Source organism: Methylobacterium endophyticum (genome assembly GCF_050591105.1).
In the GTDB taxonomy this organism is placed as follows: Bacteria; Pseudomonadota; Alphaproteobacteria; order Rhizobiales; family Beijerinckiaceae; genus Methylobacterium.
The window spans coordinates 1-21,395 of record NZ_JBNHES010000028.1; the positions used below are offsets into that span (position 1 = coordinate 1).

Annotated in this window: 15 protein-coding genes; 9 read left to right on the forward strand and 6 right to left on the reverse strand. The window is 68.9% G+C overall.

The features are described 5' to 3' along the window. Positions 1–209: 209 nt before the first annotated feature. Both ACP56T_RS20770 and ACP56T_RS20775 read left to right on the forward strand, forming a co-directional pair. A complete protein-coding gene (locus tag ACP56T_RS20770) occupies positions 210–4,061 on the forward strand; it encodes an autotransporter outer membrane beta-barrel domain-containing protein (RefSeq protein WP_430914030.1) in 3,852 nt (1,283 codons plus the stop codon). 654 nt (positions 4,062–4,715) lie between these two features. Beyond that, positions 4,716–6,404, forward strand: coding sequence for a DUF4214 domain-containing protein (locus ACP56T_RS20775; RefSeq protein WP_430914031.1), 1,689 nt, complete (start codon positions 4,716–4,718; stop codon positions 6,402–6,404). A 141-nt stretch (positions 6,405–6,545) separates the two neighbouring features. Here the strand turns inward: ACP56T_RS20775 and ACP56T_RS20780 are convergent, their stop codons facing one another. After that, positions 6,546–7,502 carry a bifunctional enoyl-CoA hydratase/phosphate acetyltransferase gene (locus ACP56T_RS20780; protein ID WP_430914050.1) on the reverse strand — a complete coding sequence of 319 codons (957 nt, stop codon included), beginning with the start codon at positions 7,500–7,502 and terminating at the stop codon, positions 6,546–6,548. Positions 7,503–7,530: 28 nt separating this feature from the next. Continuing rightward, on the reverse strand, positions 7,531–8,292 hold the full coding sequence (locus ACP56T_RS20785; RefSeq protein ID WP_430914032.1) for an IclR family transcriptional regulator: 762 nt from the start codon (positions 8,290–8,292) through the stop codon (positions 7,531–7,533). Positions 8,293–8,514: 222 nt separating this feature from the next. Here ACP56T_RS20785 and xsc point away from each other — a divergent pair, with 222 nt between their 5' ends. After that, on the forward strand, positions 8,515–10,290 hold the full coding sequence (gene xsc, locus ACP56T_RS20790; protein ID WP_430914033.1) for a sulfoacetaldehyde acetyltransferase: 1,776 nt from the start codon (positions 8,515–8,517) through the stop codon (positions 10,288–10,290). 75 nt (positions 10,291–10,365) lie between these two features. Here xsc and ACP56T_RS20795 read toward each other — a convergent pair whose 3' ends face one another. After that, on the reverse strand, positions 10,366–10,578 hold the full coding sequence (locus tag ACP56T_RS20795; protein WP_430914034.1) for a hypothetical protein: 213 nt from the start codon (positions 10,576–10,578) through the stop codon (positions 10,366–10,368). Between the two features lie 92 nt (positions 10,579–10,670). Next, positions 10,671–11,531 (reverse strand): LysR substrate-binding domain-containing protein, encoded by an 861-nt coding sequence (locus ACP56T_RS20800; RefSeq protein WP_430914035.1) that lies wholly within the window; start codon positions 11,529–11,531, stop codon positions 10,671–10,673. Positions 11,532–11,765: 234 nt separating this feature from the next. On the opposite strand from ACP56T_RS20800, the gene ACP56T_RS20805 reads away from it, so the two are divergent. From ACP56T_RS20805 to sucD, 4 genes are all read left to right on the forward strand, one after another. After that, positions 11,766–13,070 (forward strand): MFS transporter, encoded by a 1,305-nt coding sequence (locus tag ACP56T_RS20805; protein ID WP_430914036.1) that lies wholly within the window; start codon positions 11,766–11,768, stop codon positions 13,068–13,070. A gap of 65 nt (positions 13,071–13,135) precedes the next feature. Beyond that, the gene (gene sauS, locus ACP56T_RS20810) at positions 13,136–14,593 is read left to right on the forward strand and encodes an acylating sulfoacetaldehyde dehydrogenase (protein WP_430914037.1); all 1,458 of its coding nucleotides are present in this window, start codon (positions 13,136–13,138) and stop codon (positions 14,591–14,593) included. Then, positions 14,590–15,732 (forward strand): succinate--CoA ligase subunit beta, encoded by a 1,143-nt coding sequence (locus ACP56T_RS20815; protein ID WP_430914038.1) that lies wholly within the window; start codon positions 14,590–14,592, stop codon positions 15,730–15,732. Before sauS ends, ACP56T_RS20815 begins: the two co-directional genes overlap by 4 nt. Further along, complete coding sequence (gene sucD / locus ACP56T_RS20820) at positions 15,729–16,646, forward strand: succinate--CoA ligase subunit alpha (RefSeq protein WP_430914039.1); 918 nt, start codon at positions 15,729–15,731, stop codon at positions 16,644–16,646. Before ACP56T_RS20815 ends, sucD begins: the two co-directional genes overlap by 4 nt. A gap of 45 nt (positions 16,647–16,691) precedes the next feature. On the opposite strand, the gene ACP56T_RS20825 is transcribed toward sucD, so the two are convergent. Further along, positions 16,692–16,931, reverse strand: coding sequence for a hypothetical protein (locus ACP56T_RS20825; protein ID WP_430914040.1), 240 nt, complete (start codon positions 16,929–16,931; stop codon positions 16,692–16,694). Positions 16,932–17,091: 160 nt separating this feature from the next. Then, the gene (locus ACP56T_RS20830) at positions 17,092–18,120 is read right to left on the reverse strand and encodes a histone deacetylase family protein (protein ID WP_430914041.1); all 1,029 of its coding nucleotides are present in this window, start codon (positions 18,118–18,120) and stop codon (positions 17,092–17,094) included. A 145-nt stretch (positions 18,121–18,265) separates the two neighbouring features. Here ACP56T_RS20830 and ACP56T_RS20835 point away from each other — a divergent pair, with 145 nt between their 5' ends. Then, positions 18,266–19,942 carry a GMC family oxidoreductase gene (locus tag ACP56T_RS20835; protein WP_430914042.1) on the forward strand — a complete coding sequence of 559 codons (1,677 nt, stop codon included), beginning with the start codon at positions 18,266–18,268 and terminating at the stop codon, positions 19,940–19,942. Between the two features lie 77 nt (positions 19,943–20,019). Continuing rightward, positions 20,020–21,387 (forward strand): MFS transporter, encoded by a 1,368-nt coding sequence (locus tag ACP56T_RS20840; protein ID WP_430914043.1) that lies wholly within the window; start codon positions 20,020–20,022, stop codon positions 21,385–21,387. The last annotated feature ends 8 nt before the right edge of the window (positions 21,388–21,395 follow it).

A 21,395-nucleotide genomic window follows, 5' to 3' on the forward strand; every position in this document is an offset into this window, starting at 1 on the left:
CCGGACGAGGACGACCTGCTGCCGGGCGAGGCGTGGGTGTGGTCCGGCAGTAACCTAGCAACCCTGGAAGCCGATTTGGACGCTGGCTCGTTCTAGTCCCGATCAACCCCGTATGACGAAGAACCAAAAATAGCTGGGGGGTCTCACTCGTGCCAAACCTTGGTTTGTCCGTCCGTCGTTCTTTGCTGCTCAGTGTTCCCGTCTGGTGCGTGACGGTCGCCGACGTGCTGGCCGATTGCCAGCCCGCCGCCCCCGCCACCGGCCAGACCGTGGCCTGCACCGGCACGCAGCCGACCGGCTTCATCGCTCCGACCGGCGTCAATAGCCTGACGGTGAACATCGCCTCGGGCGCCACCATCGGCTCCCAGCAGACGAGCGCGGGCGCCAATCCCAGCTTCACCAACGTTCGCGTCAACGCGACGAGCACCGTCAACAACGCCGGCAGCATCGCCAACACAGCGCCGCTCAATCGCGACAATTTCGGCGTCAACCTCGCCGGCACCGGCTCGACGCTGACCAATTCCGGCTCGATCACGCTGACGGCGCCGGCCGGCAACACCACGACCCGCGTCTACGGCGCCTATTCGAGCGCGCCGGACGGCCAGCAATGGACCGGGACCACGGTCAACAACTCCGGCTCCATCGCGGTCACGCAGAACGGCAACGGCATCGCCCGCGGCATCTATGCCGGCGAGAACACGACGCTCTTCACGGTCAACAACTCGGGCACGATCTCGGCGACGCGCGGCACCACCGCCACCGCGACGACCAGCGCCGTCGCGGCGATCGATTCCGACGACGACACCGACCGGCTCGTCGTCAACAACGCCGCCGGCGCGCAGATCACCGCCAGCGGCACCAACACGCGGGCGGTCAACGGCCGCGCCGGTCAGTACGAGATCAACAACAGCGGCACCATCACGGCGACACCCGGCTCGACGCCGACGGGTTTCGAGGCGGCGATCGCCACCTATACCGGCTCGACGGTGAAGCCCTACAACACCGTCATCGTCAACACGGCGACGGGGGTCATCAACGGCGACGTCCGCAACACCGACGTCGATCAGCAGACCGCGACGAGCACGGTCATCAACCGTCGCACCGGCACGCTCACCAACGCGGGCACCATCAACGGCAACGCCGTGTTCGGCGGCGGCGGCCAGACGGTGAACAACACCGGCCGCATCACCGGCAACATCACCTTCCTCGACGTCGCCGGCAGCGTGAACACCGTCAATCTCGGCACCGGCTCGGTGATCGGCGGCAACATCACCGGCCGGGGCCTCGGCGCGAACGCCCTGAACCTCTCGGGCACGGGCACGCTCACCGGCGCGCTCACGGGCTTTACCACCCTCACCCAGACCGCCGGCGCCTGGACGCTCGGCGCCGGCTCCAGCCAGGCGATCTCCGGCGACCTCACCGTCGCGGGCGGCACCCTGACCCTCGCCGCCGGCTCGACCCAGACCATCGGCGGCCAGATCCAGGTGACGGGCTCGGGCGCGCAGCTCACCGTCAACAACACCCTCACCGACCGGCGCGTGAACCTCTCCGGCTCGAACACGACGGTGGTCAACAACGGCACGCTCACCGGCACCGGCGTCGCCGGCCGCGCCAACACCTCGGCGACCCGCGTCTACGGCGTGCTCGCCAACTCGACGGGGGCCGACTTCGCCAATGTGCGCGTCGTCAATAACGGCACCATCTCGGTGACGGAGAACGGCATCGGCATCTCGCGCGGCGTCTATGCCGGCGAGAACATCGCCTCGATGTTCGTGACCAACAACGGCACCATCTCGGCCACGCGCTCGGCCTCGAGCACCGGCACGGCCGCCGTCGCGGCGATCGATTCCGACGACGACGTCGCCGCGCTCACCGTCACCAACGGCGCCAACGGGCGCCTCACCGGCACCGGAACGGGCGTCCGCGCCATCCAGGGCCGCGCCCAGACCTTCACCATCGTCAACGACGGCCAGATCACCGGGCCGACCGGCGGCCAGGCCATCGTGATCTACGGCAAGGGCGACTCGACGCTGACCAACGGCGCCACCGGCGTCATCACCGGCGACGTGCGCTTCATCGACGCCGACCCGCAGAACGGCACCACCGCGAACCGCCGCAACAGCGCCACCACCAATGCCGGCACCATCAACGGCGCCATCGCCTACGGCATGGGTAACCACAGCCTGACCAACACCGGCCGGATCAGCGGCAACATCACCTACGCCGATGTGGCGACGAGCCGGAACACGGTGACGCTCGGCACCGGATCGAGCATCGGCGGCAACATCACCGCCACGGGCCTCGGCACCAACGCGCTGGTGCTCACCGGCACCGGGACGCTCACGAGCAACGTCGCGGGCTTCACGACCCTGTCGCAGGCCGACGGCGCCTGGACGCTCGCGGGCGGCTCGACGCAGGCCTTCAAGAGCGGCGCCTCGGTGACGGGCGGCAGGCTCACCGTGAACAGCGTGCTGAACGCCAACACCCTGGTCGGCGCGGCCGGCGCGCTCGCCGGCACCGGCACCATCGGCGGCACCCTGACGAATGCCGGCCTCGTCGCGCCCGGCAGCGCGGCAGCCCCGCTCGGGACCCTCGCCGTCACGGGCAATTACGTTCAGCAGGCGGGCGGCACCCTCGGGGCCACCATCGCCGCGACCGGACAGTCCTCGCGCCTCGCCGTCGGCGGCACCGCAGCGCTCGCCGGAACGCTCGGCGTGACGGCGCAGACGGGCACCTACACCCCCGGCACCCGCTACACGGTGCTCTCGGCCACCGGCGGCGTCTCGGGCGCCTTCGCCTCGGTCACGTCGAACGGCCTGCCCTTCCTGCTGCGCCCCATCGCCAGCACGGACGCCACCAACGCCTATGTGACCCTCGCCCAGCAGAGCTTCGGTCTCGTGGCGCAGACCCCGAACCAGGCCGCCGCCGCGCGCGGCCTCGATGCGGCGCTGGCCGGCAGCCCGGCGACGCTCGCCGCCCTCGACAGCCAGAGCAACACCGCCCTCGCCGGCATCCTCGACCGGCTCGCGGGCCAGGGCTACGCCTCGATGGCCGACCCGCAGCTCCGCTCCGGCCGCGCCTTCGGCGACCAGATGCTCAACCGGGCCTATTCCGCGACCTTCGAGGCCGGCCCGCAGAGCTTCACCCTGCCGCCGGCGGTCTACGCCGCCGACCTGCCCCGCCGCGGTCCGGTGCCGGAGCCGAAGGTGATCGAGACGAGCCGCGGCTACGCCCTCTGGGCCACTGGCTACGGCCAGTTCGGCAGCGTGAACGGCACCCCGAACGCGGCCGGCCGCAGCGAGACCATCGCGGGCATCGCCACGGGCGTCGACTTCCACCCGCAGGCCGGCACCGTCCTCGGCATCGCGGCGGGCTACGGCTCGGTGGATGTCAGCCTCAACCGGACGGGCGAGCGCGCCCATACCGACAACGGCCAGGTCGGCGTCTATGGCGGGATCAGCAGCGGGGCGTTCTATGCCACGGCGGCGCTCGGCTACGCCCATGCCGACGGCCGGCTGACCCGTCCGCTCGGCCTCGGCGCCCTCCAGCCCGGCGGCGCGCGCGGCAGCATCGGCGGGGACCAGTTCCTGTCGGCCGGCGAGGCGGGCTACCTCATCGCCTACACCCCCGGCACCACGCTCTCCCCCTTCGTCGGCTTCCAGGTGAACACCTTCGATCAGGACCGGGTGCGCGAGATCGGCGTCGGACCGTTCAACCTCAACGTCGCCTCGAAGGACTTCCTGTCGGCCCGCACCCTCGTCGGCGGCCGGCTCGAATCCACGGTGACGCTGGGCGCCACGGCCGTGACCTTCGGGATCAAGGCGGCTTACGTCCACGACTTCGCCGATGTCAGCCGGACGATCGTCTCGTCCTTCGCGCTGGCCCCGGCGGTGCCCTTCCTCGTCAACGGCCGGCGCCTCGACCGCGACCGGGCCCTCGTCGGGGTCGGTATCGGCGCGGCCCTGGCGCCGGGCTGGACGGGCTTCGTGAACTACGATGCCGAGCTCGCCTCCAGCGACACGATCCAGGCGGTGCGGGGCGGCGTGCGCTACGCCTTCTGACGCCCCCCCAGCCCGCAGGGGGTGCGGGCCGCCTATCCGAAGAACGAACCGCGAGGCCGCCCGATACCGGGCGGCCTCGCGCCGTTTCGGAGATGCGCCGCAGCATAAGGCGGAACGGCCAAGGCGAGCCGAGCATCACGGAACCGTGATTGCCGTAAATCCCGCCATGTATACACCTCGACAACCATCGGTTTTCAGCCGCATCGCCAGAAGTTCTTGTCGATGGTCTATCGGCTCGAATTTTCGGCCAAATACAGTCTATCCGTCGTCGATCTCGCTATACGTAGGTAGCGAGCTCCGGCCGCTCCGTGTCCTTATCAACACACGCAACCCGTTAGACGACGAGACAGCGGGCGCGCGGCCCGAGGCCCTGCGGATGTTCACCATTACTCTTGGTTAAAGGATCACATTTGATCGAAACCCGCTTGACGCACCGCACCACATGGCGGAAGAGAGAGGCGAGTTAAGAGCCGGTTAAAGCCGGCCGCGATCGAGGGGTGCCAGCTTCGGACAGTATTGGACAGGCGCGCGGAGGCTTCTCCGCGCGAACGGTTCCTCTTGTCCGAAAGCCAGCGCCGCTCGACCGAGCGCACCCATCGCTGGGCGCAGCCCGCAAATAGGGACGACGTGGTCCCGGTCTGAGGATGAGTAGAGATGGCCAGCCCGTATGAAGCTCCGAGCGTTCAGGTAACGCTCGATCTCGCGAACCTCTCTCCGTTCGATCCCACTCTCTACACCACCCTTCAGGACGCGATCGCGAAGTTCTCGAGCGGCTCGGGCAGCACGCCGACCGTCCAGGTCCAGAACGTCGTCCTCGGCGATGTTCCGACCGCGCCCGTCGTCAATGTCGACACCACCAGCGGCGGCGACGTTTCGAGCGTCACCCCCTCCACCATCATCAATCTCCAGGGCTCCGGAACGGTCTCCGGCACCATCGGCGGCGGCGACCACGTCGTCGTCACCGGCAGCACCCAGTCCTCGCTGGCCTTCACCAATGCCGGCACGAACTACGTCTCGACCGGCACCGGCACCACGACGCTGGGCATGTTCGGCAGCGGCCCCTCGACGGTGGTCGCCGGCTCGGGCGACCTCACCGTCACCCTCGGCAACACCGCGAACACGGTCGACCTGACCAATGGCGGCAAGGCGACGGTCCAGTCGGGCTACGGCAGCGACACCGTCACGCTCGGCAAGAGCTCCGCCACCGTCGACACCGGCGGCGGCTTCGACGTGGTGAAGCTGTCCACGACGCCGCAGAGCGTCACGCTCAACAGCAGCGGCGACATCGTCGTCACCGACTCCGACGGAACTGTCAGCACCATCAGGAACGCCGAGATCGTCCAGAACGCCGACGGCAGCACGATCGTACGCGCGACCACCGCCGATCAGGCCGCCGTCTCGCGCATGTACGAAGCCCTCTTCGACCGCACCGCCGATGCCGACGGCATGGCGAACTGGTTCGCCGCCCTGTCGCGCGGCGTGTCGGTCGACTCGATCGCCAGCCAGTTCCTGAACTCGGATGAGGCCGCCGCCCACGGCTTCGGCTCGGCCCAGAGCGACGCCGCCTTCGTCCAGAACCTCTACGCCACCTTCTTCAACCGCGCGCCCGACGCCGGGGGGCTGGCCTATTGGGAAGGCTCGCTCGCGAACGGCACGAGCCGCGCCGAGGTGCTGCTGGGCTTCGTGCATTCCTTCGAAGGTGCCGGCACCACCGCGACGACGACGCTGGTCTCGACGGTCGCCGGCTCGACCGACACCACGCCCCACACCTTCAGCATCGTCCCGGACGGCTCGCAGACGGTCATGGGCGGCGCCGGCTTCGACGTGGTCAACTTCACCGGCAGCAAGGGCGACTTCCAGGCCTCCTTCGACGGCGAGACCACGGTGCTGTTCGACGCCAACCCGTCCTCGACGACGGTGCTCAAGGATGCCGAGTACATCCGGTTCAGCGATGGCGGCCTGATCATCAACGCCAACACCGCGGACCAGGCGACCATCGCCCGCCTCTACGACGGCATCCTCGGCCGCGACGCGGATTCGGCCGGCCTGCACTTCTGGTGGAACATGAACGACAGCGGCACCAGCCTGTCGAGCATCGCCACCAGCCTGCTCTCGAGCCCCGAGTTCACGGCCTCGCATTCCAGCCTGTCGAGCACCGACTTCGTCGGCCTGCTCTACCAGAACCTGCTCGGCCGCACCGGCTCGAACAGCGAGCTGGCGGTCTATGCCTCGCAGATCGACTCGGGCACGGCCTCCCGCGCCGACATCGCGGTGTCCATCGCCCAGGCCGGCGAGGCCCAGGTCCACAACGCCGACACCATCCACGTCGTCTACACGCCGTAAGGCAGGCGGCATCCGCCGAACGGAAAGAGGCCGGGCGAGAACGCCCGGCCTCTTCTCGTTTCGGAAGCGGAAACTTCATGCGCCGGACGATCCCGTCTCGCCGGCCACAGACTCGCGACGGGATGGAAAGCGCGGCGCCCCTCAGGCGCCGAATTGCCGCGCCGTCAGCGCGGCGAGCGCGCAGGAGGCGATGCGGGCCTGCCGGGAATCGGCCCGGCTCGTCAGGATGATCGGGATGCGCGCGCCAAGCACGAGGCCGGCGCAGGCCGCGCCGCCGAGATAGACCAGCGACTTGTAGAGGCTGTTGCCGGCATCGAGATTCGGCACGACGAGGATGTCCGGCTCGCCCGCGACGAGCGAGACGATGCCCTTGGTGCTCGCCGAATCGAGGGAGACCGCGTTGTCGAAGCCGAGGGGCCCGTCGAGGGTCGCGCCGGTGATCTGGCCGCGGTCGGCCATCTTGCAGAGCGCGGCGGCATCGATGGTCGAGGGCAGCGCGGGGTTCACCGTCTCGACGGCGGCGAGGATCGCCACCTTGGGATTGCCGATATCGAGCCCGTGGGCGAGGTCGATGGCGTTGCGCACGATATCGGCCTTCTCCATCAGGCCGGGAGCGATGTTCACCACCGCGTCGGTGAGCATCAGCGGCTTGTGGTAGTTCGGGCAGTCGAACCAGAAGACGTGGCTGGCGCGCCGCCCGGTGCGCAGCGGGCTCTCGCGGCCGACCACGGCGCCGAGCATCTCGTCGGTGTGGAGCGACCCCTTCATCAGGGCGCCGACCTCCCCCGCCGCCGCCAGCGCCACGGCGCTGCGGGCGGCCGAGCGGGCATCGGCCGCCTCCACGATCACGATGCCGGCGAGATCCCTGCCCGACGCGGCCGCGATCGCCCGGATCTGCGCCGAGGGGCCGATCAGCACGGGATCGATGAAGCCCTGCTCGCTCGCCTCCAGCGCGGCGCCGAGGGCGCCCTCCTCGCACGGATAGACCACGCCGACGCGCAGCTTCCCGCAGGCGCGCGCCCGCTCGGAGAGCGCGTCGAGCCTCGGATGGGCGAAGACGGGCCGGGCGAAGCCCATGGAAGAAACGGTCGCGGGCATCAACGACATCGGTCGGCTCCTGCCGGTATCATGACAAGGTGGCCGACAGGGCGTCGGCGGCGGTACGGAGGGCGGGCAGCCGCTCGGCGGCGTTGTCGCGCGACAGGCGCACCACCGGCGCCTGGAGGGCGATCGCGGCGATGCAATCCTTGCCGGCCTTGTCGAAGATCGGCACCGCGACGCAAAAGAGGCCCGAGAGGAACTCCTCGTCGTCGAGGGCGTAGCCGAGGCGCTTGATCCGGGAGAGCTCGGCCTCGAACGCGGCCGGGTCGGTGAGGGTGTTCTCGGTGTAGCGCTCGAAGACCAGGGTCCCGATCAGCCGCTGGCGCTTGGCCGGCGGCATATGCGCGAGGAACATCTTGCCGCTGGCCGAGCAATGGGCCGGCACCCGCGAGCCCTTCTGGAAGGCCACGCGGAGCGGCAGCGCCGCCTCGACGCGGTCGAGATACATCACCTCCGTGCCCTGGAGCACCGTGAGGTTGCACGATTCGCCGAGATCGTGCGCGACCCGCTGGAGGATCTGGTGGCGCAGGGTCGAGCCCGGATTGTTGGACAGGATCGCGAAGGCGAGCGCGGTGGCGCGCGAGGCGAGCTCGTAGCGCCGCCCGTCCGGGAGCCGGCGCACCAGATCCGCCCCCTCCAGCATCGCCAGCCAGCGGTGCAGGGTGGGTTTCGGCAGGTTCGCCGTCTCCGTCAGCTCGGCGAGCGTCGGCGCATGGTCCATCGCGGCGATGGTCTCCAGGAGGCCGAACGCTTTCAGAGCGGGAGAGGAGTCGGTGGCGTCTTCCATGACAGATAGCCTCATATTCCGATTTTCAGAACGAATAAAGGTGTAAAACGAGATTTTTCTTGCATTCCGGCGCGCGGGCCGCCAAGGTCCGATCATGCGGTGCCACCGAACGGCACGGCGTCAGGGAGGGACGGCGAGGGTCCGCATGCGGACCGGGGGCGGCTACGGCCACCATCCATCGCCGTCACGCATCGCAATCGTGCCGACAAGAGAGATCGCGCCATGAGGATGACCACCGAAGAGGCCTTCATCAAAGTCCTTCAGATGCATGGGATCGAACACGCGTTCGGCATCATCGGCTCGGCCATGATGCCGGTGTCCGACCTGTTTCCGCGCGCCGGCATCACCTTCTGGGATTGCGCGCACGAGACCAATGCCGGGCTGATCTGCGACGGCTACACCCGCGCCACCGGCAAGATGGCCATGGCCATCGCCCAGAACGGCCCCGGCGTCACCGGGTTCGTCACCGCGATGAAGACCGCCTACTGGAACCACACCCCCATGGTGCTGGTGACGCCGCAGGCCGCCAACAAGACCATCGGCCAGGGCGGCTTCCAGGAAGTCGAGCAGATGGCGCTGTTCGAGGACATGGTCTGCTATCAGGAGGAGGTCCGCGACCCCTCGCGCGTCGCCGAGGTGCTGAACCGCGTGATCGAGAAGGCGTGGCGCGGCTGCGCCCCGGCCCAGATCAACGTCCCGCGCGATTTCTGGACCCACGTCATCGACATCGAGCTGCCGCAGATCGTGCGGCTGGAGCGTCCGGCCGGCGGCCGGATGGCCATCGCCGACGCGGCCGAGCTGCTCGCGAGCGCCAAGTTCCCGGTGATTCTCAACGGCGCGGGCGTGGTCGTCGGCGATGCCGTGGCCGAGTCCGTCGCCCTGGCCGAACGCCTCGATGCGCCGGTCTGCTGCGGCTACCAGCACAACGACTCCTTCCCCGGCGGCCACCGGCTCGCGGTCGGCCCTCTCGGCTATAACGGCTCGAAGGCGGCCATGCAGCTGATCGCCCAGGCCGACGTGGTGCTGGCGCTCGGCACCCGCCTCAACCCGTTCTCGACGCTTCCGGGATACGGGATCGACTACTGGCCGAAGAACGCGAAGATCATCCAGGTCGACATCAATCCCGACCGCATCGGGCTCACCAAGAAGATCACCGTCGGCATCTGCGGCGATGCCAAGCAGGTCGCCCGCCAGCTCCTCGAGCAGCTTCCGAGCCACGCGGGCGACGCCGGGCGCGAGCAGCGCACGGCGCTGATCCACCAGACCAAGTCGGCCTGGCTCCAGGCGCTCTCCTCCATCGACCACGAGGACGACGATCCGGGCACCACCTGGAACGAGGAGGCCCGCGTGCGCGATCGTGAGCGGATGTCCCCGCGCCAGGCGTGGCGCGCCATCCAGGCCGGCCTGCCGCGCGACGCCATCGTCTCGACGGATATCGGCAACAACTGCGCCATCGGCAACGCCTACCCGACCTTCGAGCAGAGCCGGAAGTACCTGGCGCCGGGCATGTTCGGCCCCTGCGGCTACGCCTTCCCCTCGATCATCGGGGCGAAGATCGGCTGCCCGGACGTTCCGGTCTTCGGCTTCGCGGGCGACGGCGCCTTCGGCATCTCCATGAACGAGATGACCTCCATCGGCCGGGAGGAATGGCCGGCGATCACGATGGTGATCTTCCGCAACTACCAGTGGGGCGCCGAGAAGCGGAACACCGTGCTCTGGTACGACAACAACTTCGTCGGCACCGAGCTCGACCCGAAGCTGAGCTACGCCAAGATCGCGGACGGCTGCGGCTTCAAGGGCGTGCGCGTCGATACGCAGGAGGAGCTCACCGCCGCGCTGCGCACGGCGACCGAGGACCAGTCGCGCGGCATCACGACCTTCGTCGAGGTGATCCTGAACCAGGAGCTCGGAGAGCCCTTCCGGCGCGACGCCATGAAGAAGCCGGTCGGCGTCGCCGGCATCGAGAAGTCCGACATGCGGCCCCAGCAGCACGCCTGAGCGGCTGACGGACTCACAAAAACGGCCGGGACCGCGTCACCGCGCGGTTCCGGCCTTGCGTCGTGAGAAGCGGGATCAGTTGCCGGGGTAGAAGACGAGGCCCTCGTTGCGCTCGTTTCCGGCGATCTGGAGCATGTGCCACTTCAGGCCCGAGGCAACCGTGGCGACGCTCAGGCCGGTCCGGTGCAGATCGCCCGGCTGGACGGCGTGGAGCTGGGCGATGCTGGTGGCGAGATAGAGAGCCGCGGCGAAGGGCAGGATCTCGCGAAGGCGGGTCAGGTCGTTCATCGGGCACGCTGCATCCAGGTGATGATCCTGAATACCGCGATGCATGGTGCGACGCAAAATCAAAATGCCAAACTTGCTGCATGGCAGCATTGTCACTGCGGCGAGGTTCCGAGCTCGGCCACGATATACTGCGCCAGGTGTTCGGCCGCAGCTCCGACGCCGCTCGGCTTGCGCTGAAGCACGATGTCGAGGGCCGGCAGGTCGGGCATCCCGTCGCCGCGCCCGAGCCGCCGCACATGCGGGCTCAGCGCGCAGAGCGGGAAGACCGAGACGGCGAGCCCCGCATAGACCGCCGCCTGCAATCCCGCGATGCTGTCGCTCACGGCGGTGATCGCCCAGGAGCGCCCGACATGGCCGAGGGCGTCGAGGGCATGCTGGCGGTAGAGGCTGCCCACCGGCAGCAGGGCGAGGGGCACGGGCCCGTCCGGTTCCACCGGCCGGTCGCGGGCGGCGACCCAGACCAGCGGCTCGGCCCGCACCATGGTGCCGCCGAAATCAGGCTGGCGCGTGATGAGGGCGATGTCGATCTCCTCCCGCTCCAGGGCCGCCTGCAACGGCAGGCTGCGCGAGCAGCGCAGCTCGATCTCGATCTGCGGATAGGCCCGCGCGAAGCCGCTGAGCACGGCGGGCAGCAGGAAGGCCGCGTAGAGATCCGGCACCCCGAGCCTCACATGGCCGGCGATGTCGGGGGCCTGGAATCGGTCGCGAATCTCGTCGTTGAGGCTGAGCAGGGTGCGCGCGTAGCCGAGCAGCATCTCGCCCTCGCGGGTGAGATGCAGATGCCGCCGGTCCTCCTGGAAGAGCGGCTTGCCGAGCGCCTTCTCGAGCCGCTGGATCTGGTGGGTGACGGCCGGCTGCGTCCGCCCCACCAGCCGGCCGGCAGACGTTATACTGCCGGTCTCGTTCACGGCCACGAAGGTCCGGAGCAGGGAAATCTCGAGATCCGGAATCATATCGATCAATATCGTGAATGACCCGGATGAAAACAATAAATTTTTCTCTCGCTGCCGCAAGGGCTAGCTTTCCCCTCGGACGCTCTCGGTGAGCCGATTCAGGCGGGCGAAAAGACCCGCCGACACCGAGCGCGCGACCCACGAGGAACGCTCAACGGGCGTCGGGACCGAACCCGAGGCGGCGCATTCGCACGCCCTCGGATCGTCCAACGGCGCCTCCCGCAGGAGGGCAGCATGTTCGGGCTCACCCGTTTCAAGGCGACTGATCGCGTCCTGCTGATCATCTGCCTGATGTATCTCGTCACCTACATAGACCGGGTGAATATCGGCACCGCCGCTCCGGCGATGCAGAAGGAACTCGGCCTCACCAATACAGAGCTCGGCCTCGCTTTCTCGGCCTTCGCCTACCCTTACGCCTTCTTCCAGATCGCCGGCGGCTGGCTCGGCGACCGCCTCGGACCGCGCCTGACGCTGCTGATCTGCGGAGCGATCTGGTCGGCGGCCACCGTCGCCATCGGCTTCGTCGAGGGCGCCATGTCCCTGGTGCTGGCCCGCTTCCTCCTCGGCATCGGCGAGGGCTCGGCCTTCCCCACCGCCACCCGCGCGCTGGCGAACTGGATGGCGGCGGACCGGCGCGGCTTCGCTCAAGGCATCACCCACGCCTTCGCCCGGCTCGGCAACGCGCTGACGCCGCCGCTGATCGCCTTCCTCGTGGTGGCCCTGTCCTGGCGCGACTCCTTCATCATCGTCGGCCTGATCAGCTTCGCCTGGGTCGGCCTGTGGTGGTTCTACTTCCGCGACGATCCGCGCTCCCACAAGCACATCACCGAGGCCGAGCTCGCCGTCCTGCCGCCCATGAAGATCGCCACCGAGCGCAAGGCCGTGCCGTGGCGCCGCCTGCTCAAGCGAATGATGCCCGTGACCATGACCGACTTCTGCTACGGCTGGACCCTGTGGCTGTTCCTCAACTGGATTCCCTCCTACTTCCTCCACGAGCACAACCTCGACATCAAGAAATCGGCGATCTTCGCCTCGGGCGTCTTCTTCGCCGGCGTCGTCGGAGACACGGTGGGCGGCATCGTCAGCGACCGCATCCTGAGGAAGACCGGCAGCGTCTCGAAGGCCCGCGTCAGCGTCATCGTGGTGGGCTTCCTCGGCGCCTTCGCCTTCATGCTGCCGGTGATCTTCGTGAAGGACCTCGTCACCGTGGCGCTCTGCCTGTCCGGCGCGTTCTTCTTCGCCGAACTGATCGTCGCGCCGATCTGGGCGGTGCCCATGGACATCGCGCCCCAGCATTCGGGCACGGCGTCGGGCTTCATGAACTTCGGCTTCGGGCTGGCCGGCATGATCTCGCCGGTGGTGTTCGGCGCCATCATCGACGCCACCGGGCGCTGGGACCTTCCCTTCATCGCCTCCCTCGGCCTGCTGCTGCTGGGCGCGGTGCTGGCCCTCAGGATGCGCCCCGACGAGCCGTTCCTCGACGATGTCGAGCCGGCGGCCCCCGCCCCCCAGCCGATGGCGGTCAGGCCGAGCGCCTGACCCCTCCTCCCGCGCCCCGGCGCGGCTTCCGAACCCTCCTCCTCCGCTCACCCAAGGAGCAAGCGATGTCCGTCGCCCTCGTCCAGCCGCTCGGCCGGCCCGGTCCGGCCACGACCTACGATCCCTCCCCCGTCGAGGCCGTGATGGCCCGCGCCCGCGCCGCCCAGAAGATCTTCGCCGAGGCCGATCAGGAGGGCGCCGACGCCGCTGTCCGGGCGCTGGCCTGGTCGCTCTACAAGCCGGAGCATGCTCGCGAACTGGCGGAACTCGCGGTGGCCGATACCGGTCTCGGCAACGTCGCCGACAAGATCCGCAAGAAGCAGCGCAAGACCTTCGGGACGCTCCGCGACCTGCTGCGCGGCCGCTCGGTCGGCGTGATCGAGCACGACCGCGAGAAGGGGCTGGTGAAATACGCCAAGCCCATGGGCGTGGTCGGCGCCGTGACGCCCTCCACCAACCCCGGCGCGACGCCGGTCAACAAGGCGATGATGGCGCTCAAGGGCCGTAACGCCATCGTGGTCGCGCCCTCCCCGCTCGGCTACCGCACCACCGCCCGCGTGGTGGAGCTGATGCGCAACGAACTCACGAGCATCGGGCTTCCCGCCGACCTCGTGCAGATCCTGCCGGACCCGGTGACGAAGGACTCCACCGAGACCCTGATGAAGCTTTGCGACCTCGTGGTCGTGACGGGCTCGCAGGACAACGTGCGCCGCGCCTATTCGAGCGGCACGCCCGCCATCGGCGTCGGCGCGGGCAACGTGCCGGTGATGATCGACGAGACCGCCGACCTCGACGCGGCGGCGGAAAAGATCCGCGACTCGAAGATCTTCGACAACGCGACCTCCTGCTCCTCGGAGAACTCCGTGGTCATCGTGGACGCGGTCTACGACGAGGCCATCACGGCGCTGGAGCGGGCCGGCGCCTATCTCTGCACGCCGCAGGAGAAGGCGCGCGTTCAGGACAAGCTTTGGGTCAAGGGCAAGCTCAACCGCGACCTCATCGCCCGCGACGCCGACGTGCTCGCCAAGGCGTTCGAGCTGTCCCCGAAAGCCGAGGGCAAGGCGTATTTCCTCGTGGAGGAGGACGGCGTGGGCAAGGAGCATCCCTTCTCCGGCGAGAAGCTGGCGCTGGTGCTCACCGTCTACCGCGCCAAGGACTTCGCCGCCGCCAAGGAGCGTGTGCGCGAGATCCTCGACCACCAGGGCCGAGGGCATTCCTGCGGCATCCACACCACCGACATGGACCGCGCCCGCGAGCTCGCCGAGGACCTCGACGTGGTGCGCGTGCTGGTGAACTTCGCCCACACCTTCGGCAATGGCGGCGGCTTCAACTCGGGGCTCGGCTTCACGCTCAGCATGGGCTGCGGCTCCTGGCAGAAGAACTCGATCTCCGAGAACCTGAGCTACCGGCACATGCTCAACATCACCCACCTCGTCACCCCCATCCCGGAGGACAAGCCGAGCGAGGAGGAGCTGTTCGGGCCCCATTGGAAAAAGATCGGCCACGAGGAGGCGGGACGATGAACTTCCTGGAGCACGCCGCGAAGGCGAAGGTCCTCGCGCCGGCCGGCATCCCGGTGCCGCGCGGCATCCTCTGCGACAGCCCCGAGGCGGCAGCGACCGCCTTCGCCGAACTCGGCCCCTGCATGGTGAAAGCCCAGGTGCCGACCGGCAAGCGCGGCAAGGCAGGCGGCATCAAGCCGGCGAACACCGCAGACGAGGCGAGGACCGTCGCCGAGCGCATCCTCGGCATGAGCATCGACGGGCACCGGGTCCATACGGTGCTGCTGGAGGAGCAGGCCAGGATCGAGCGCGAGTTCTACGCGGCGATCCTCACCGATTTCGGCAGCCGCAAGCCGCTGGTGCTGTTCTCCACCGAGGGCGGCATGGATATCGAGGAGGTGGCGGCCACGCGTCCCGACGCGCTGCGGCGGCACCTCGTCGACGCGGATGCCGGATTCGATACGCAAGCCGCCCGCGCCCTCGTGGCGGGGCTCGATCTCGGCGCCGCGGAAGCACAGGTGCCGGAGATTCTGGCGGCGCTCTACCGGCTGAGCGGCGAGGTCGATGCGGAACTGATCGAGATCAACCCGCTGGCGCTCCTCGCCGACGGCCGCGTGGTCGCCCTCGACTGCAAGCTGACCCTCGACGATTCGGCTGCCTTCCGGCAGCCGGAGCTCGCCATGGCCGCCGCCGCCGAGCCGATGACGAAGCTGGAGCAGGAGGGGCTCGACCACGGGCTCAAGTTCATCCAGCTCGACGGCAATGTCGGCGTGCTCGCCAACGGCGCCGGGCTCACCATGACCACCATGGACGTCATCAGCCATTGCGGCGGGCGGCCGGCGAACTTCCTCGAGATCGGCGGCGAGGCCTACACCAAGTCCGAGACGGCGCTGCGGCTCGTGCTCTCGAATCCCGGCGTGAAGAGCCTCGTCGTCAACTTCTGCGGCGCCTTCGCCCGCACCGACGTGATGGCGGAAGGCGTCGTCACCGCCTGGAAGCGGCTGAACCCACAGGTGCCGGTGTTCTTCTCGATCCACGGCACCGGCGAGGACGAGGCCGTGCGCCTCGTGCGCGACGGGCTCGGCATCGAGCCCTTCGACCTGATGGAAGACGCGGTGCAAGCCGCCGTTCACGCCGCCGAGGGAGGCGCAGCCCGATGATCATCTATCGCCAGACCGCCCGCGTCCTCGTCCAGGGCATCACCGGCAAGCAGGGGACCTTCTGGGCCGAGAAGATGATCGGCGCCGGCACCAGAATCGTCGCCGGCGTCAATCCGAAGCGCGCCGGGGAGACGCATCTCGGCGTGCCGGTCTACGCCACCGCCAAGGCGGCCATGGCCGAGACGCCCTTCGATGTCGCCGTGATGTTCATCCCGCCCTCCACCGCCAAGGACGCGGCGGTGGACGCCATCGAGGCCGGCACGAAGACCGTCGTCATCCTCACCGAGCACATCCCGGCCCGCGACGTGATGGCGATCCACCACGCCGCAGCGCGGCACGGCACCCGAATCATCGGGCCGAACACCGCCGGCATCGTCACGCCGGGCGAAGGTTTCGTCGGCATCATGCCGGGGCATAACGGCAACATCTTCCAGCCGGGCGAGGTCGGCGTGATCTCACGCTCGGGCAGCCTCGGCACGCTGATCTGCCTGAACCTGACCCGCGCCGGGATCGGCCAGTCGGCCTTCCTCGGGATCGGCGGCGATCCGATGATCGGCACCACGACGCGCGACGCGCTGATGGCGCTCGACCGGGACGAGCGCACGCGAGCGGTGGTGCTCGTCGGAGAAATCGGCGGAGCGATGGAGGAGGAGGCGGCCGAATACGCCGCCGGCATGAGCAAGCCGGTGGTGTCCTTCATCGCCGGGCGCGCTTCGCCCCCCGGCAAGAAGATGGGCCATGCCGGCGCGATCGTGTCTGGAAACGTGGGAAGCTATGCCGGCAAACGAAAGGCGCTGGAAGCGGCCGGAGTCGCGGTCGCCGACACGCCTTCCGAGATCCCGCACCTGCTGGGGCAGGCCCTCGGCGGGACCGGATCCGTCATCGGCGACGGCGCGGAGATGCTGCGCGCGTGACGCAGCCGAACGCCGGCTCCCGGACGATCCGGGGGCCGGCGGGAATCAGGCGGCGATAAGCTGCTGGAGGTAATGGCCGAGCGCGGCGACGCTGCCGAAATGCTCGGCGAAGTCGGGATCGAAATAGGCGGCCCGCGCCGCGACGATCACCACGACGAGCGCCCAGAACGCGCCGACGCCGGCCTTCAGCGCGATGCGCGAGGCCGTACGGCTCGCAGGCGCAGCAGCGCCGCGCAGATCCTGCGTGACGGGCTCGCCGAAGGGATCGAACTGAAGCTGGCGCATGACCTGAATTCGCTTGCTCAACACAGGCATTACATGTCGTGGACGCCGCCTGCGAAGCAATAGTCGCGTATTGCTATTTCGAGCGCGGAACGAGAGGTTTCTTCTCTCTCCGATGCTCGCGGGAGAAGACCGATCTTTTCACCCCCGGCGGGGGCTCCGATCACCCCACGGCCGCCTCGAAAGCGGCCAGGAAGGCGACAAGATTGCGCGGCAGCGCCTCGCACAGATAGCCTCCCTCCTGGACGATGGCGGTGGGCAGTCCGGCCCGCGCGATCGCCTCGGCCGCCGCCGAGAAGCCCGCCGTCGTCACCTTGAGGGCGCCGATGGGATCGTCCTGAGAGGCGTCGAGACCGAGCGCCACCACGAGGGCGGCCGGCCGATGCGCGGCGACGGCATCCAGCCCCTCCCGGATCGCGGCGAGCCAGGGCCCGTCGCCGGCCCCGTGCGCCACGAGGAGATTGCGGTTGAAACCCGCCCCTTCGCCGCTGCCCGTCTCATCGGAATAGCCGGCAAAGAACGGGAAGTAGTTCGCCGGATCGGCATGGACCGAGACGGTGAGCACGTCCGGGCGGGCATAGAAGATGCCCTGCGTCCCGTTGCCGTGATGAACGTCGATATCGAGGATCGCGACGGGTCCGCCGGTCGCGCGCCGCAGATGCCCGGCGGCGATGGCGGAGTTGTTCAGGTAGCAGAAGCCGCCGGCTGAATCCGCATAGGCGTGGTGGCCGGGCGGCCGGCAGAGGGCGTAGGCGCGCCCCTCCGCCAGGGCCGCCTCGGCCGCGCCGATGGCCGCCTGCGCCGTCCCGTAGGCCGCGGCCCAGGTGCCGGCCCGGATCGGGGTCGAGGTATCGGCCGTGTAGAGCCCGAGCAGGCCGAGCATCCCCGTCGGCCGCCGCCGCATCTGGGGCCGGGCGAAATGGCCGGTTAGGATCTCCTCGCCGACCTCGCCGAGCTCGCCCCGGCGCTCCCAGGCCTCCCGCAGGAAGGCGACGTAGCCGGCATCGTGGACCGAGAGGACCGGCGCGAGGCCGGCATCCCCCGCCTCGGCGAGATCATGTCCGGCCTCCCGGACGGCGTCGCGCAGCAGCAGGTAGCGGGCCGCCTGCTCGGGATGCGGGATCAGGCTGCCCCGCCGGAAGAACGAAACCGGATCGTGCAGAATGCTGCCGGGGTGATGGACGATCCGCATGCCGACGTCTCCCATTTCGCAAGCGACGCATTGACAGAAGCACCATATATCACTTTAATCGAATGAAACGTACCGTTTTTCGAGACAAATGAGCTTGAGCGGGCGGACGAGCCGGGAAAACCCGGTAGCTTCTAGGGAGACGGCGATGCAGCGCGCCGAAGTCGATTACGTCGTGGTAGGCGGGGGCACCGCCGGCTGCGTGCTGGCCAACCGGCTGTCCGCCGATGGCCGCCATTCCGTTCTGCTGCTCGAGGCGGGCCCGCGCGACAGCTCGCCCTGGATCCATCTTCCCATCGGCTACGGGAAGACGATGTTCCACAAGACCCTGAACTGGGGTTTCTACACCGAGGCCGAGCCGGCCATGGCCGGGCGCAAGATCTACTGGCCGCGCGGGCGCACCCTCGGCGGGTCGAGCTCCATCAACGGCCTGATCTTCGTGCGCGGGCAGGCCGAGGACTACGACCATTGGGCCGAGCTCGGAAACGCCGGCTGGTCCTGGGACGACGTGCTGCCCTACTTCATCCGCTCAGAGCACAACTCGCGGGGCGCCGGGCCGGCCCATGGCGGCGACGGCCCGCTCTGGTGCTCGGACATCGAGCATAAGCACGAGCTGATCGAAGGCATCATCGACGGGGCCCGCGAACTCGGCGTGCCGCGCACGGCCGACTTCAACGGCGGCGACCAGGAGGGCGTCGGCTACTACCAGCTCTTCACCCGCAAGGGCTGGCGATGCAGCACGGCGGTGGCCTATCTCGATCCGGCGCGTGGCCGTCCGAACCTGCGCATCGAGGTCGAGGCCCAGGCCACCGGGCTGATCCTCGACGGGCGCCGCGCGGTAGGCGTGCGCTACCGGCAGGGCGGCGAGATCCGCGAGGTCCGCGCGCGCCGCGAGGTCGTCCTGGCGGCCGGGGCCCTCCAGAGCCCGCAGCTCCTGCTGCTGTCGGGCATCGGGCCGGCCGGGGCGCTCGCGGCGCAAGGCATCGAGGTCAGGCACGACCTGCCCGGCGTCGGCGAGAACCTCCAGGACCATCTCCAGATCCGGCTGATGTACAAGGTCGCCAAGCCGATCACCACCAACGACGAGCTCGCCACCCTGCACGGCAAGGCGAAGATCGGCCTGCAATGGCTGCTGACGCGCAGCGGCCCGCTCGCGGTCGGCATCAACCAGGGCGGCTTGTTCACGCGGGTGATGCCGGGGCCCGGAACCCCGGACGTGCAGTTCCACTTCGCCACGCTCTCCGCCGACATGGCCGGCGCCAAGCCGCATGCGTGGTCCGGCTGCACCTTCTCCGTCTGCCAGCTCCGGCCGGAGTCGCGCGGCACCGTCACCTTGCGCAACGCCGATCCGTTCGAGGCGCCGGTGATGCGCGCGAACTACCTCGCCACGGAGACCGACCGGCAATGCACGGTCGAGGGCATCAAGTTCGCCCGCAGGCTCGCCGCCACCAAGGCGCTGAGCGGCCTGATCTCCGAGGAGCACAGGCCCGGCCGCGACATCCAGGGCGACGACGCGCTGCTGTCCTTCGCCCGCGAGACCGGGGCGACGATCTTCCACCCGTCCGGCACCTGCAAGATGGGCAACGACGACATGGCGGTGACGGACGCGCGGCTGCGGGTCCACGGCATCGCGAACCTGCGCGTCGTCGACTGCTCGATCATGCCGACGCTGATCTCGGGCAACACCAGCGCGCCGGTGGTCATGATCGCCGAGAAGGCGTCGGACATGATCCTGGCCGACGCCCGCGCGCGGACGGACGGCCAGCCCGTCCAGGTCTCGAGCCAGGCGCCGGGTCGGCCGGCACTGGCGGAAGCGCATCACTGAAACACACACAATCACGACCTCCGCATCCGCCGCCGGCGGACAGGGAGGCGGGACGACCACTGAGGGAGGCGGTCATCATGGCGGGAACGGGACTGAACGGGAGCGGGGCGGCAAAGCCCGGCGGCCTGGGACGAGTGGTATCGGCGGCGCTGATCGGCGCGACGATCGAGTGGTACGACTTCTTCCTCTACGGGGTTGTCGCGGGCATCGTCCTGAACAAGCTCTATTTTCCGGTCAGCGATCCGCTGGTCTCGACGCTGCTCGCCTACGCCACCTTCGCGGTGGGCTTCGTGGCGCGGCCGCTCGGCGGCGTGGTGTTCGGGCATTTCGGCGACAAGGTCGGCCGCAAGAGCATGCTCGTCATCACGCTGATGCTCATGGGCGTGGCGACCTTCCTGATCGGGATGGTGCCGACCTACGCGCAGATCGGCGTGGCGGCCCCGATCCTGCTGCTGTTCCTGCGCGTCATCCAGGGCATCGGCCTCGGCGGCGAATGGGGCGGCGCGGTGCTCATGGCCTTCGAATACGCGCCGCCGGAGAAGCGGGGCCTCTATGCGAGCATCCCGCAGATCGGGCTGGCGCTCGGCCTCTGCCTCGCGTCCGGCGTCGTCGCGGCGCTGTCCTACGGGCTCACCGACGAGCAGTTCCTGTCCTGGGGCTGGCGGCTCGCCTTCCTGCTCAGCGTCGTCCTGGTGGCGGTGGGCGCCTATATCCGCCTCAACGTGATGGAGACGCCCGAGTTCTCGAAGGTGAAGGAGCAGAACCGCGAGGCTGCGATCCCCTTCGTCTCGATGATCAAGGGCTACCCGAAGAACGTGCTCGCCGGCATGGGCGCGCGCATGATCGACGGCGTGTTCTTCAACATCTTCGCCGTATTCTCGATCGGCTATCTGACGCAGACGCTCAAGATCCCGCGCACCGAGGCGCTGCTCGGCGTCTGCGCCGCCGCGCTGGTGATGTGCGCGACGATCCCCTTCTTTGGCGCGCTCTCCGACCGCTTGGGACGGACGCGGGTCTATGCCTGGGGCTCGGTCATCACGGGACTGTCGGCCTTCCCGGCCTTCTGGATCTTCCTGACCCATCCCGAGAGCACCACCGCCATCTACATGGCGATCATCCTGCCCTTCGGCATCCTCTATGCATCCGTCTACGGGCCGGAAGCGGCTCTGTTCTCTGAGCTTTTCCCGGCGCGGGTGCGCTACACGGGCATCTCGTTCGTGTATCAGTTCTCGGGAATCTTCGCGAGCGGCCTGACCCCGATCATCGCCACCGCCCTGCTCCAGTACTCCGGCGCCGACAAGCCCTGGCTGGTGTGCGGCTACTGCACGCTGGCCGGTCTGATCAGCGCGGCGTCGGCGATCTGGATCGGGCGCGCGAGCGGCCGGGAATTGGCGGAGACGACCGGGTCCGGTACGGCGCGGGTCGAACGGACACAGCCCGCGTGACGGGCACA

Coding starts and splice junctions, on each gene's coding strand:
- ACP56T_RS20775 (WP_430914031.1), top strand. CDS start 4,716: ATGGCCAGCCCGTATGAAGCTCCGAGCGTTCAGGTAACGCTCGATCTC.
- ACP56T_RS20780 (WP_430914050.1), bottom strand. CDS start 7,502: ATGCCCGCGACCGTTTCTTCCATGGGCTTCGCCCGGCCCGTCTTCGCC.
- ACP56T_RS20785 (WP_430914032.1), bottom strand. CDS start 8,292: ATGGAAGACGCCACCGACTCCTCTCCCGCTCTGAAAGCGTTCGGCCTC.
- xsc (WP_430914033.1), top strand. CDS start 8,515: ATGAGGATGACCACCGAAGAGGCCTTCATCAAAGTCCTTCAGATGCAT.
- ACP56T_RS20795 (WP_430914034.1), bottom strand. CDS start 10,578: ATGAACGACCTGACCCGCCTTCGCGAGATCCTGCCCTTCGCCGCGGCT.
- ACP56T_RS20800 (WP_430914035.1), bottom strand. CDS start 11,531: ATGATTCCGGATCTCGAGATTTCCCTGCTCCGGACCTTCGTGGCCGTG.
- ACP56T_RS20805 (WP_430914036.1), top strand. CDS start 11,766: ATGTTCGGGCTCACCCGTTTCAAGGCGACTGATCGCGTCCTGCTGATC.
- sauS (WP_430914037.1), top strand. CDS start 13,136: ATGTCCGTCGCCCTCGTCCAGCCGCTCGGCCGGCCCGGTCCGGCCACG.
- ACP56T_RS20815 (WP_430914038.1), top strand. CDS start 14,590: ATGAACTTCCTGGAGCACGCCGCGAAGGCGAAGGTCCTCGCGCCGGCC.
- sucD (WP_430914039.1), top strand. CDS start 15,729: ATGATCATCTATCGCCAGACCGCCCGCGTCCTCGTCCAGGGCATCACC.
- ACP56T_RS20825 (WP_430914040.1), bottom strand. CDS start 16,931: ATGCGCCAGCTTCAGTTCGATCCCTTCGGCGAGCCCGTCACGCAGGAT.
- ACP56T_RS20830 (WP_430914041.1), bottom strand. CDS start 18,120: ATGCGGATCGTCCATCACCCCGGCAGCATTCTGCACGATCCGGTTTCG.
- ACP56T_RS20835 (WP_430914042.1), top strand. CDS start 18,266: ATGCAGCGCGCCGAAGTCGATTACGTCGTGGTAGGCGGGGGCACCGCC.
- ACP56T_RS20840 (WP_430914043.1), top strand. CDS start 20,020: ATGGCGGGAACGGGACTGAACGGGAGCGGGGCGGCAAAGCCCGGCGGC.